Here is a 13404-nt window from a genome sequence, read left to right as displayed (position 1 = left end):
AATAACGTTGGTCTTGCAGATCGGCTAACTTCGATTAGTTTTTGCAGGCGTCTTGCTGTAATTAGGGATAGGTGTTTACCAAAACACTATTAGACAAGGAATGATATTTTGGGGATACTAGTATCCCCAAAATATCCCCATGGATGCTCCTTTGTTACCCTGACGACAACTCCTCAATTTCCTCACTGGAGCTGTTGTTGTCAGCACATTATTTCCTGGAACCTTATCCGTTAGTTAATTAAAACGGGTACAGGTGGAACTAGCATGTGAATGCATCAAACTCTCCAATTGGAGAGAACACGAGCCGCGTACAGGGTAAACGCCTGGGTGGGCTATTTTTTGCAAGTTCCCTAAAACAACTGAACAGGTAATAGAGTATCGCAATGTAAATAACCGATTCCATTCGGTTATGGAAAATGGCGGGGACACGTCAACAACTACGATTTTTTATACCTCATAATTAGGAAGTTATCTCATGGTGGATCATAGCTATGATCAGTCTTCTCTATTGGAGACTAGTCATCTAGACGGCAGTCACCTCAACTTGGCAACATCTGAATCCCCATTGGGTCCGGTGTTGCCAAGATCTTCCCAGTCAGCAGGCGCGATTGCAGTAGACGCACCGCCACCCATTGATCTTGCACCAGCACCCTTGCTTGGTGAGGAGAGCGCTGTTCTGTCTGAAGTCTCTTTAGACGCTGAAACTCACACAGCCCATGGCAGTACAGTGCAGCAAGACAGTCTGACGGGATTGAGAGAAGACAGCGATCCACTCGTGAGTGCATTTATCGGCATCGGTTGCATCTTTCGAGTGCCAGATTTAACAATCGCCCCCGAAGCAGAGCTGCGTAGTAATCCGGATGGGACAGTCACGGTGAGCTGGGCCGTAACCAACAACCGCACGAGAACTCAATGTGCCGATGTGGCGGCCAACAGTTTTTTCAATCGGTTTTGGCTCTCTTCTGATCCAACTTTAGATGTTACAACAGACACTGCAATCCCCGTGGTTGGCGGTCCGAATATTGACGACACTTACTACACCAATCAGCAGGCGATTGCCGCAGGCGCAACCTCTGCTTTCCGTGAAGAAACATTGGTGCTGAGTGGCGATCAACAGTATTTAATACTGTCTGTCAATCAGCCGCAAAATATTGGGGAATCAGACTATAACAACAATATTTTTGTGTTTGATTTACAGGGGTTGGAGCAACCCATAGGGGCTACACCGCTGGGTGATACCAGCTTTAACCAAAGCAATAACTGTGCTGCTGAATTTGATGTCGACGTCAATTCCAGAGTTGAGATGCACTCTGGGGCATTGACAGAGACCCACACCCTGACGGCCTATCAATCCCAGGGCCGAGCCCGAGCCCTTACCCTGCACTATGACTCTACCGCCGCTGACGTTCGCCCCATTGTGCATTTTGCCTATGAGAACGTGCAAGATGCGCCGGGGACACAGTTGATGATTGCAAAAATGAGTATCCAGGCCGGAGATACAACCATCGCTCTGCCAGGGTACACGGGCGATCAGTTTGGCTTAACCGGTGGGGAGAACTTTTGGAGTGTGCCAGATCAAGACAATGCGGTGGTGCAGGGAGCTCTCCAGGCCGATTTGCGAAATCAGGCTTCGGGGGTCTACACCTATCAGGTTGAGCGAGACATTCAAACCTTTGACCCGGCGGGCACCTTTGACCCTCTGCGGCACACCACCACAGGCACCTTTACGGTGGTGAACCGAGCGGGCAGTCCTTTCGGCAATGGCTGGAGCCTGGGGGATTGGCAGGAAATTGTGGTCAATGCCGACAATTCAGTGCTGCTAATTGATGGAGACGGTACCCACCAGATTTTTCAGGCCCCGACTGAGGTCGGGGGCGTCTACGGGTCTCCTGCGGGCGACTATTCACGGCTGGAGCGGCTTGCTGATGGTACGTTTCGTCGCACCCTAAAAGATCAAACGGTGACAACCTTTAACGCGCGCAATCAGCTGGCGACCGTGCAAGATCGCAATGGCAATACCCTCACCTACCTCTATGACACCGAGGGCAAGCTCACCACCATGCGCGATGCGGTGGGGCTAGAAACAACATTTACCTATACCGAGGGTCGGGTCACGACCATTACCGACCCCGCCGGTCGACAAACCCAGCTAGCCTACGACCCCGCTGGCAACCTGCAAAGCATCACCGACCCCGATGCCGCCGTTCGTACCTGGGAGTATGACAACAACTTCCGCATGACCGCAGAGGTCGATCAGCGGGGCCATCGAGAAACAACTGAGTACGATGGCTTTGGTCGTGTTGACCGCTCGATACGCCGGGACGGCAGCGTCATCGACATTGACCCAATTCAGGTGAAGGGGCTGTATCTACCCAGTCAAACGATCGATCCCACCACTGCGCCCCTGGCATTTACCCCCACGGCCACAGAAATTATTACGCCCACCGCGACCCAGACGGATGGCCGGGGAAATGTGGAGGTCTTTACCCTAAACAAGGCCGGCAATCTGCTGAATCAAACCGACGCGGTGGGCAACGTGCTCACCCTTGAGCGCGACTGTAGCTGTGGCCGGGTATCTGCCATGGTGGATGGCACGGGAGATCGCACCACCATTACCTACGATGACCAGGGTAACCCTAACCAGATTGTCGATAGTCTTTCTGGGGCCGCTGGCCGCCAGCAGGTCTTTGATTCCCAGTTTAATCAGCTGATTCAAGCCACCGATGAACTGGGCCGCCAGACCCTGCATGAACTGGATGCCACGGGCAATATTATCGAGATTCGTCAGGTGGTGGGCGAAGTGGGTGGCACGGACGACCGGGTCACCAGTCTGACCTACCTGGGTGACGGGCTGGTGGATACGGTGACGGACGCCCTGGGGCGGATTACCAATTTTGACTATGACGCACGCGGTCTGGTCACCACAATTACCACGGCCCAAGGCACCGCAGACGAGGCGGTTGAGCGCTATGAGTATGACAGTGCTGGCAACCAGAGCGCCTTTATCGATGCGCGGGGCAATCGCACCACCTTTGAGTACGACGGGCGCAATCGCCTGATTGAAATGGTGGAGGCCGACCCCGATGGCGATGGACCGTTGACCACCACGAGCACCCAGTACTTCTACGATGCCGCTGGCAACCGGGTGCGGCGGGTAGATGGGCGGGGCCATGAAACGCTCTATGCCTATGACACGATGAATCGCCTGGAGCGCATCACCGAGGCCGACCCCGATGGGGCCGGGCCGCTGACATCACCGATTACCAACTTTGGCTACGATGCCGACGGCAATCTGACAACGCTCACCGACGCACGGGGCAATGTCACCACCTATGCCTACGATGCCCGCAATCGCCAGACACAGGTGACCGAGGCCGACCCCGACGGCACCGGGCCACTGGCCGCACCCGTGACGCAGTACGCCTATGACCTGGACAACAACCTGACCGCACTGACCAACGCACGGGGTGTGACGACCCAGTTTGAGTACGACGCCCGCGATCGCCTGATTCGCACCACCTCCGCCGACCCCGACGGGGCTGGAGCACTGCCCGCCCTGGTGACCGACTACCAATACAATGCGGTCGATTTGCTAACCCAGCTGACCCGCCCTGGCAATCGGACAACGGCCTACCAGTATGACGAACTAAACCGCCTGGTGGAGGTGACGGAGCCAGATCCCGATGGGGCTGGGGCGCTGACGGCACCGGTGACCCAGTTTGGCTACGACCTGGTGGGCAACCAGACCCAGATGACTGATGCCCTGGGGCGGGTGACCAATTTTGGGTACGACGCTCGCAACCGGCTGACCCAGATCACCGATCCTGACCCCGATGGGGCTGGGCCGTTGGCTGCTCCGGTTACTGGCTACACCTACGACGCGGCCAATAACCAAACGGCGTTCATCGATCCCCTGGGGCGCACTACCACGTTTCAGTACGACGGGCGTAATCGCCTGATTCAAACCACGAACCCTGACCCCGATGGCGCGGGGGCACAAATCGCGCCGCTGACCCGCTACAGCTATGACGCGGTGAGCAACTTGACCGCCACCAGCGATGCCCTGGGCCAAACAACGCAGTATCAGTACGATGCGCTCAATCGCCAGATTGCCATCATTGACCCGTTGGGGCAGGCCACACAGTATGGCTACGATGCGGTGGATAATCTGGTGTCGGTGACGGATCCGCTGACCAACCAGACGACCTATGCCTATGACGGGCTGAACCGGCTGATCCAGGATACCAACGCTCTCGGCTTTAGCCGCAGCTATGGCTATGACGCGATGGATAACCTGACGCAGATGAGCGATCGCAACGGGCAAACGCGACAGTTTACCTACGACAATCTTGACCGTCGCACCAGTGAGCAATGGCTGAGTGCGACAGATGCCGTGCAGCGCACCTTGGGCTATGGCTTTGACGAGCTAGGGCGACTGACCCAGGTACAAGATACCGATGCGCTTACCGACACGGTGTTGAGCCTTAACACCTATAGCTTTGACGCCCTCGACCGGCTCACCTCAGAAAGCATCACCACGGCACCGACAGTGCCCCAGGTGGTATTTGGCTACACCTATGATGCGGTCGATAACCGGACCCAGACCACCGATACAATTGCCGGTACCCTCAGCGGTACAACGGATTATACCTACGATGCCCTGGACCGCATGACCCAGGTGCAGCAGGGGGGCACAGCGGTGCAGCCCAAGCGGGTCGAGATGGGCTACAACGTTGCCAGTGAGTTGACTTCCCTAGCACGGTTTGCGGGAGCCGATGGCAATACCCCCGTTGCCAGCACTAGCTACAGCTATGACGGTAGCGGACGGCTGAGTCAGCTTACCCATGCCACAGATGCTGCCACCATTGCTGACTATCAGCTCAGCTATGACGCCGCCAATCGCCTGACCACCCTGATCTCGCCAGACGGGACGGCCACCTACACCTATGATGACCGGGACCAGTTAACCGGGGCAGACTATACGGCCCAGGACAATGAAGCTTATACCTATGATGCCAACGGCAACCGCACCAATGCGGGCTATCAGACGGGGACCAATAATCAGCTCACCACTGATGGGGTGTTTAATTACGAGTATGACAATGAGGGTAATCGCATTCGGCGGACCCGCATTAGTGATGGCACGGTAACCACCTATGAGTGGGACCATCGTCAGCGGCTAGTGGCGGTAAGCGAGGGCGATGGTGCTACGGTGACTCAGCGCGTCACCTATACCTACGATGCCTTTGACCGTCGCCTCAGCCAGTCGGTTGACCTAGATGGGGACGGCCCTGCCGCTGCAACCACGGAGCACTTTATCTATGATGGCGACCACATTGCCCTAGTCTTTGATGAAGCGGGCAACCAAACCCATCGTTATTTGCATGGGCCAAATGTGGACCAGATCTTAGCAGAGGAGACGGCGGATGGAGCGGTTCATTGGGCGTTAACGGATCATCAGGGCAGTGTCCGCGATGTGATCGACAACAGTGGCAACATCCTCAATCGCATTGTCTATGACAGTTTTGGGCAGGTGACGAGTGAGACGAATCCTGATTTCGACTTCCGCTTTGGCTACACCGGCAGGGAGCGGGATGACGCGACGGGGTTGATGTACTATCGGGCGCGGTACTACGACCCGGCGGTGGGACGGTTCCTCTCGGAAGACCCGCTGGGCTTTGACGCGGGCGATGCCAACCTTTATCGTTATGTCTTCAATAGTCCCACCAACTACACCGACCCCAGTGGGGAAATCGCAGTTGTGCCTGTGGTTGTGGGTGTCATTGCCATTGGGGCCGTCGTCAATTTGCTCGTACCGCCCCCGCCGGTACAGGCACCCACAGACTGTGATGATTTTTATGACGATGAATATTTCTGGCAACGACTGGGTGCGGGGCTAGCTGTGGGTGCTGCACCAGGTCTAGCACAAGGCTTGGGTCGATCAATTACCCAACAGTTGCCACAATTTCTTGATGACGTTGCCAGAGGAGCAGGCAGTATCGGTGATGACATCGGCAGAGCTTTAGCAGGTTCTGGGGATGAGCTAGTCCCAGCACTACCAGGTGGAGGCAGACTGCCAACCAGGGCAGTCGATGACCTTAATCCGGCGGCTCCGCTACGATCTCAAGGTACTCCAGGTAGTGGAGGTGCAAGTAGTGCGAACAAGCAAAGCAAGTTAAATCAACTAAACAAGAATAAAGCTCAAGGAAATGCTTTCGAAACGCTGGCAAAACAAGAGTTCCAGAAAACAAATGTAGGAGTTCAAACGCAAGTTACAATTAAAGCCCCGAGTGGAACTAGAACAAGGGTTGATCTCATTGGCCGCGATACAAAGACCGGGAATATTACTCTCGGAGAGGCTAAAAGCTCCCAAACAGCACCTCTAACCAGAAATCAGAAGAAAGCTTTTCCTGAAATAGCAAAGTCTGGGGGGGTAGTAGTTGGGCAAGGTAAACCTGGTTTTCCTGGTGGCACCCAAATCCCTCCTACGACAGTTCAAATTATACGCCCTTAAAGAAAATTCAAACAAATGAATGGGATAGAATGTTAGAGGGAACTCTTTCAAACTTTGAAATAACTGGAATATCTCATAAAATAAATATTCCAGTTATTTCAAGTGGTCGACTCAAATGAGCAAAATTAAAACGCTACTTTTTGAAAAGATGAAACCGGAACTAGGGCAAGCTGGCTTTAATCTTGTTAAGACACGGAATTGGTTCATAAGAAAGCAAAACCAAAATGTTTCTTTTGTTTTTTGGATAGTATCTTATAAGGATCAAGGGAATATCAGGATTACTCCAACAACTGGAGTCAGGTTCAATAATATAGAAGACATTTTTCATCAATGCGCTGGCTTTGATGAAAAGTACAAGAAATATACACTTACACTCGTTTCTGAAATTTGGCGATGGAAAAAGACTGAAACCTCTTATCAATACATATTAAAATCAGAAGATAATGTTCAAGATATAGCTATTCAGATTGTTCATGATTTTTGGGAAGATGCGCTGAAATACTATGAGAGTTATGCAACCTTGTCTCAGGTAGACTCAGAACTCAATAACGATCCTTCTGGAGAGTGTATTCATCAGATAATGGATTTTGCACGATGCTCACGAGGTATAATTGCTGCAAAGCTTTGTAACCGACATAACTACGAAAAGTTGGTTCAGATATATCGTGAGAGAATGTTAAATCAGGATAAAGGTTTTTACTTAAGTTCGTTTGATTGTATCGTCAATCTTCTTAGTTGCTGATGAATCTGTATTCTGGGAGTTTATAGTGTCTATTCAAAACTTGGACGAGGTAGACTTAATAGGTGTCAATAAAGAGATAGGAAGGATCGAGTTGGCAATCATTGATGACTTAGATTGGAACGATGTAAAATCTCATCTCCTAATCTTGCAAGATAAAGTTAATGCATATTTGGGATTTATTGAAAGTGGCCAGATATATGAGTCCTATCCTGAGGCAAGTAGCTTTCGCCCTGTAATACAAGTACTTGCACAATACAGCCTGCCTAAAGAGGGTCGAGAGTTTATGGAAAAATTAAAGATTTTTTTGGATGAGGTCGGTTATGACTTTGAGTTCAAAATGGCTTTGGTGCGTGAATAAGGTATCTGCAAAGCCATAAGAGCCGGTACAGTGTAGCCCAAGCGGCAGAGAGCGTGATGACGCGACGGGATTGATGTACTACCGGGCGCGCTACTACGACCCGACGGTGGGACGCTTTATCTCAGAAGACCCGCTGGGCTTTGATGCGGGTGATGCGAATTTTTATCGTTATGTCTTCAATAGTCCCACCAACTACACCGACCCCAGCGGGGAAGTTGCCCTTGTTACTCTAGCAGCCGTAGACGGCGTCAAAGCCATTAAAGCCGTAGGCAGCGTCAAAGCCATTAAAGCCGTAGGCAGCGTCAAAGTCATTAAAGCCGTAGGCGGCGCTGCAATCGCGCTAGGGGCAGTCAATCTCAATAACCAACTGCAATCAGAAGAGACCCGCGAGGCCCTTGAAGACTTCGCTCAGTGGTGTCTGGAAACTGTCACCAGTGGCTACAATCCCGACTTCGACCCCAACCGACCCATCTGGGACAATTTGCCTCTGCCACAAGTCGATTGGGGTGAAATCTTGCAGACGCCACCCGTCAATCCGGAAGATCTGTACCCTGGGGGCTTTGGGGAAGGACCGCAGCCGGAAGTTGATTTAGATGATTTATCCGATATATTGAGACGAACTCGAGACACTTCTCCCACCCCTCAATTAGACTTGAGAGATTTTATCTTTGATAGCTCTTCTGATCTGCCTAATAACTTGGAGGAATACTTAGAAAATTTATCCAAACCACAACAGAGATCGGTTCGTTCATTAAGTAAACGTCTACGAGAGCACGAAGAAAAATTAGAAGCATATAAAGCCAACCCTGAGGCATTTGACAATAAAAAAATCCTCAAAAACGCACCAAATGATGTAGTCAGGCAAAAAATCATCGAGGGTAGAATTAGACATCTAGAAGCCGAAATAAATGCTTTCACCAAAGGTATCATGGACATCATAGAGTCAGGAGACGAACAATGAAAATAAGCATAGATTCGCTACAACAGTGTACTGAAGTCTTATTCAATCACTTGAAAGAACTGGGTATAGATTCAATCGAATTGGATGAAGATTTCTATTGGGAAATCGTAGATGATAATAGATATAATCCCTACGAACAGCCCAAAGAATTTAGTTTAGGAGAGTTGTCAAGTGACTGGAAAAATCTCGAAAAGATAGTTGCAGGTGAAGAAGAGCCAATTGGCTATGGCTTTGTTTGGCTCTCTTCTCTAGTGAAATTGTTAGGAAAAAAAAAGCCTACATAGTTACGTGCTATATGCCTTTATCCCAAGCAGTATAAATAAAGTCAGGTAGGTGCGATATCATTGCACCACTTTCAACCCTCTCCATCCCATAATCAATACTCTCTTCTAGCCTCAGCAGGCATTGTTCATCAATACTTTTATAAGCTTCAGCCCCGTTTTATCTCAACTATTGAAGTTCAGCAATTCCAAATTCCGACTTAAGAACAGGTGTCTGTGTCCTGGAGCTAGCAATCGAGTTGTGCACAGCGTGCCCCTATCCGATACAGTCAATTCATTCGAATGGGTCTTGCCCTTGGCAAGATAGTCGTCATGGTCTCAAGTGTGCTCGGATTCGACAGTGTGCTCGGAAGTCTGACCTCATGCATAGGAATGATGAAGGATGGACGTCAGCCTAGTAACGCGACTCGTTATAGCCTTCAAGATGCGGTCTTAGGAGCATTTAGTGCGTTTTTCATGCAAAGCCCGTCATTCTTAGAGTACCAACGACAGTTGCAAAGCCGTCATGGTCAAGACAATGCCCAGAGTCTATTTGGCTTGACCAACATTCCGAGTGTCGAACAAATTCGTAATATTCTCGACCCGCTTCCTGCGAGGGGGCTATCGGGTGTGTTCATCTTGAATTATCAGGATTTAGAGAAACAGGGATATCTGCGTGGGTTTGAGGTACTTGGCAAGCATCTATTGGTCACCCTAGATGGAACCCAATACTACAGTTCGCATGAGGTAAGTTGTCCGTGTTGTTCAATCCAGACGCATCGCAATGGCCAGGTCACCTACAGTCATAAAGCTATCTTGCCAGTGGTGGTGTCGCCGAGCCAATCATCGGTGATTTCGTTGTCCCCTGAATTTATTTATCCTCAAGATGGTCATGAGAAGCAAGATTGTGAGCAGGCTGCAGCTAAGCGTTGGATAGCGACTCATGGACAGATGTTCGCTCAGCGAGATGTGATTTTGCTCGGCGATGATCTATACAGTCGTCTACCGATGTGTGAAACAGTCCTAGCTCAGGGAATGAGTTTCATCTTCGTGTGTTTACCGGAGTCGCATCCAGTGCTCTACGATTGGATTGAGTTCAATGCGGCCAAGGGTCAGGTCAAAACCATCGAGAAAACGCGAACTCAGGGTAAGGAGAACGTCCACTATCGGTACCGATATTTAACCGATGTTCCATTAGGTGGCACCCCGTCGGACCGGGTACTGAATTGGTGTGAGGTCACCGTCACTCGACAACGAGACGGCAAGCGACTCTATCACAACAGTTGGATCACTCCACTAGAGCTCAATACCCCGCAGCAGGTCATTGCTGTAGTTGAGGCGGCTCGCAGTCGTTGGAAAACTGAAAACGAAAACCACAATGTCCTCAAAACGAAGGGCTATCATTTAGAGCACAATTTTGGCCATGGGCAACAGCATCTAGCCTCGTTCTTATTGACCCTAAATCTGTTAGCATTCCTGTTTCATACCATCTTGGGATATGTAGACGAACGCTATCAACGAATTCGACAGATTCGAGGTACCCGAAAAGGCTTTTTTCAAGATATTGTCGCCTTGACCAAGTACCTCTGGTTTGAGAGTTGGAACGCATTGATTGAGTTCATGCTCGATGATACCAAGCCGACGGGTCCCTTTCGAAATACCTCTTGATTCTCATCGTGACTGACATCCTCAACAGGAGTCTCTCTTACATACCACTCCTGTCCGTACATTGGAATTTGGAATTGCTGATTGAAGTTGTAATTCATCGAGCTTCTCCTGCTGTTTGATAAGAGAATCTGACTAGCTACTCCCGATATCGAAGAACACCCTGGTAGGGAAATCTCTACCAGGGTGTCCGTTTTTAAGTAGGGTTACAGCTGAATAAGATTTGGAAAAGGACGTAGCAAATGATCCGTCAACGACCCTCGGGGCAGATAGGTTTGGGAATACTTGGCCCGCTAAAAATCTACCTGATGGCAGACAAGTATGGGTTAGGACTCGTAACGGTGTCATTAATGAAGGAGGGGTAAATGTAACACCCAGATCATTTAATTCTCAAACAGGGCTCAATCGAAGTACACGACCTCAAGGAGGCAAATAAGTATGGAAGTTTTGTTGAGTGAGAGAGAAGCTTATACAGCAATGTATGCTTTCTTAGTCAAGCTATATGATAGAACTCAGTCTGATGATTTAGGGGGATTGCTAGGCGATATGAGCACTCTAGAAGATGGAGATCCAGCAGATCCTGCTGTTTGGAGCGAGTGGATAGAATGCATTGAGAAAACGAAGAATGGTCAAATTAGTACTCGAATGGAACTGAGCGCACCAAGTGATTAGAAATGTCTCTCAAGAGCAGATTATCACTATCAATTTTGCTTAGATAGAGTCATTTCTCTTCTCAAGACCTCATTGACCACATCATTGAGGTCAATCCCCTTTTTATCTGCCATTTTCTTTACAAAAACCTGCACGTCCTCATCTAGATAGATAGGCGACTTAAACGTCGCACTAGGTGGGTAGAACTTTCCCCGTTCCGCCTTAGAAAAATCATACTCAGCCTTCATAAATCTCCCTCCTGATGTGGAGTTGGGTCTTTTGCTAGTGTAGCTACGAAAACTTTAGGAATGCAAGGCTTGCGAGCAGCAGGAACACGCGTAGGAATCAACACACTAGGAAGTGCTGCTGTTGGAGCGTCCACAAGAGTTGCAAGAAATGCCTTCTACGACAGATGCTTAAACGATGGCGTATTACTCGATGCTGGTTTGGGAGCTTTGTTTGGTGGCATCGCATCAATTGCAGAAGAGAGTTTGTCAGCTGTTAGCACGAGCCTCAGATCCAGAGCAATTCGATCCAGAGGCAGCCACTTGACACCTAGAGCAGACTATCGGCTCCCTTACAATGGATTAGATTAGATGTACCTGAAAGCTTTCCTCGCTCTTCTGGCTCCTACTTCTACCCAAGCAGCAATAGTATTACTCCAAGATACAACCCTCGACTTCTACCACTCGCTCCAGTCTTAGGGCCAGTAATCTCTAACAGCAGTCCGATGCTAAATCTCTCATCTCCTCCAGAAGGAGATCTATGAATCCCAAAATGAGATAATCCCAAAGAGCTAGGTGAGCAACAACATGCTGAATATTTATATTACGTTAGCATATATTCTAATATCTGGTTTTGCAGGTTTTGTTGCTGGACTCCTAGCTCTAGTTATTTTCTTTCGTGATGCCAATCCTGAACAAATGTGGTTCGTTATCTATGTATCGACAGGAGGATTTGCCTGCACAGGGTTTGTATCTGCTCTGATAGAGACTCGATTCTTTTCGTCGCTTCTGAGGTTGTTGTTGCTCCTTTTTAAGAGCAAAAGATAAAGTCTGAAAACAACAGAGAATGTAGTCAACAAGCACAGGGTGCGTTCTTGATGGTTTAGATGACCGGGACCAGTTGACCGGGGCAGACTATACGGCCCAGGACAATGAAGCTTATACCTATGATGCCAACGGTAACCGCACCAATGCGGGATATCAGACGGGGACCAATAATCAGCTCACCACTGATGGCGTCTTTAATTACGAATATGACAATGAGGGCGATCGCATTGTCATACTCGCAGTAGCGATGGCACTGTGAACCACCTATGAGTCGGACCATCACCAGCGGCTAGTGGCGGTAAGCGAGGGCGCTGAAGGTGCAATAGACTATCCTCACCAAGAGGTGAATAGCAGTTTTTGGAATGGAGGACTCCTTATAATTGTTGAAACTGGACTTCAAACAGAATTTCTGGCAGGCCCTGGAATATTTGTAGATAATGGTGTGGATAGAGGCAGTCCAACCTATGTCATTCTTAACTATTCATTGCTACGCCTTGATCCATACATGATTCATGATGAGTTACGTATTCCATACGGTAGGAGAAGAAACGTGTGTTTACACATCATAATCCTTAATAAGGATCAAGAAACTTATAGGATATGGACAGATGCTTTTAGTCGACTCTCAAAAATTTCTGTCGTCAATTCAAATTCGACATTTAGCCAATACTTACCGACTTTGGATGCAGTTTTAATGTTAGGAATTTCTGCACATGAAAGATACGGAGGTGGTCCGAGGCCGAATGAGTCGCAAATTCTAGATACTCAACGCCTGGATGGTATGTCACCTTGGGTCGTTACTGTCCCATCAACTTTTACATTTCTTGAAAGTGCTACCACCCCAAATAACGTACTACACACTCAAATCAGTCATGGAAAAATCGAGGATAGATACTACCTTATATTCAAGAAAATCTTCGAATCAATAGAGAAATTCAACTCGTCTCAAGAAATAACAAAAATCAAAAGTTTAGGTGTTGACCTAGCCTACATCAAAGTGACATCAACTCATGCTTTAGAAAAAATCAGAGGTTTCAAAAATGCATATAATGATGTCTATCTCCACTCCTAGCAAGCGTAGGGTAGGCACAGCCCGCCAAGTCTCCCAATCATCCCCGACTTCGACCCCAACCGACCCATCTGGGACAATCTGCCTCTGCCGCAAGTCGATTGGGGTGAAATCTTACGGACGCCACCCGGC

Annotated in this window: 9 protein-coding genes and 1 pseudogene; 9 read left to right on the top strand and 1 reads right to left on the bottom strand. The window is 49.3% G+C overall.

Going from position 1 to position 13404, the window contains the following annotated elements:
- Positions 1 to 475 precede the first annotated feature (475 nt).
- From SPB21_RS11940 to SPB21_RS11910, 7 genes and pseudogenes are all read left to right on the top strand, one after another.
- Entirely contained in the window at positions 476 to 6514 is a 6039-nt protein-coding gene (locus tag SPB21_RS11940; protein WP_499866653.1) for an RHS repeat-associated core domain-containing protein, read from the top strand.
- A 115-nt stretch (positions 6515 to 6629) separates the two neighbouring features.
- Positions 6630 to 7256, top strand: coding sequence for a hypothetical protein (locus SPB21_RS11935; protein WP_499866652.1), 627 nt, complete (start codon positions 6630 to 6632; stop codon positions 7254 to 7256).
- A gap of 25 nt (positions 7257 to 7281) precedes the next feature.
- Positions 7282 to 7614, top strand: coding sequence for a DUF6572 domain-containing protein (locus SPB21_RS11930; protein ID WP_163696766.1), 333 nt, complete (start codon positions 7282 to 7284; stop codon positions 7612 to 7614).
- Positions 7615 to 7666: 52 nt separating this feature from the next.
- A pseudogene (locus SPB21_RS11925) lies at positions 7667 to 8575 on the top strand (RHS repeat-associated core domain-containing protein); the annotation flags it as partial.
- The gene (locus SPB21_RS11920) at positions 8572 to 8859 is read left to right on the top strand and encodes a hypothetical protein (protein ID WP_499866651.1); all 288 of its coding nucleotides are present in this window, start codon (positions 8572 to 8574) and stop codon (positions 8857 to 8859) included. The pseudogene SPB21_RS11925 and the gene SPB21_RS11920, both read left to right, overlap by 4 nt.
- A 369-nt stretch (positions 8860 to 9228) precedes the next feature.
- Positions 9229 to 10503, top strand: a complete 1275-nt coding sequence (locus SPB21_RS11915) for an ISNCY family transposase (RefSeq protein WP_250564713.1) — start codon at positions 9229 to 9231, stop codon at positions 10501 to 10503.
- 435 nt (positions 10504 to 10938) lie between these two features.
- Positions 10939 to 11172 carry a hypothetical protein gene (locus tag SPB21_RS11910; protein WP_163698492.1) on the top strand — a complete coding sequence of 78 codons (234 nt, stop codon included), beginning with the start codon at positions 10939 to 10941 and terminating at the stop codon, positions 11170 to 11172.
- Positions 11173 to 11201: 29 nt separating this feature from the next.
- On the opposite strand, the gene SPB21_RS11905 is transcribed toward SPB21_RS11910, so the two are convergent.
- A complete protein-coding gene (locus tag SPB21_RS11905) occupies positions 11202 to 11399 on the bottom strand; it encodes a hypothetical protein (protein WP_499866650.1) in 198 nt (65 codons plus the stop codon).
- A gap of 877 nt (positions 11400 to 12276) precedes the next feature.
- On the opposite strand from SPB21_RS11905, the gene SPB21_RS11900 reads away from it, so the two are divergent.
- Together SPB21_RS11900 and SPB21_RS11895 are read left to right on the top strand one after the other, a co-directional pair.
- Positions 12277 to 12462, top strand: a complete 186-nt coding sequence (locus tag SPB21_RS11900; protein ID WP_499866648.1) for a hypothetical protein — start codon at positions 12277 to 12279, stop codon at positions 12460 to 12462.
- A 33-nt stretch (positions 12463 to 12495) separates the two neighbouring features.
- Positions 12496 to 13275, top strand: a complete 780-nt coding sequence (locus SPB21_RS11895; protein ID WP_499866647.1) for a hypothetical protein — start codon at positions 12496 to 12498, stop codon at positions 13273 to 13275.
- The last annotated feature ends 129 nt before the right edge of the window (positions 13276 to 13404 follow it).

Origin of the sequence: Leptothoe sp. ISB3NOV94-8A, from assembly GCF_043421595.1 — a bacterium.
Taxonomy (GTDB): domain Bacteria; phylum Cyanobacteriota; class Cyanobacteriia; order Phormidesmidales; family Phormidesmidaceae; genus Leptothoe; species Leptothoe turfae.
The sequence above is the reverse complement of the archived record's forward strand: the minus strand, read 5'-3'. Positions and strand labels throughout refer to the sequence as shown.

Coding starts and splice junctions, on each gene's coding strand:
- SPB21_RS11905 (WP_499866650.1), bottom strand. CDS start 11,399: ATGAAGGCTGAGTATGATTTTTCTAAGGCGGAACGGGGAAAGTTCTAC.
- SPB21_RS11910 (WP_163698492.1), top strand. CDS start 10,939: ATGGAAGTTTTGTTGAGTGAGAGAGAAGCTTATACAGCAATGTATGCT.
- SPB21_RS11915 (WP_250564713.1), top strand. CDS start 9,229: ATGATGAAGGATGGACGTCAGCCTAGTAACGCGACTCGTTATAGCCTT.
- SPB21_RS11920 (WP_499866651.1), top strand. CDS start 8,572: ATGAAAATAAGCATAGATTCGCTACAACAGTGTACTGAAGTCTTATTC.
- SPB21_RS11940 (WP_499866653.1), top strand. CDS start 476: ATGGTGGATCATAGCTATGATCAGTCTTCTCTATTGGAGACTAGTCAT.
- SPB21_RS11935 (WP_499866652.1), top strand. CDS start 6,630: ATGAGCAAAATTAAAACGCTACTTTTTGAAAAGATGAAACCGGAACTA.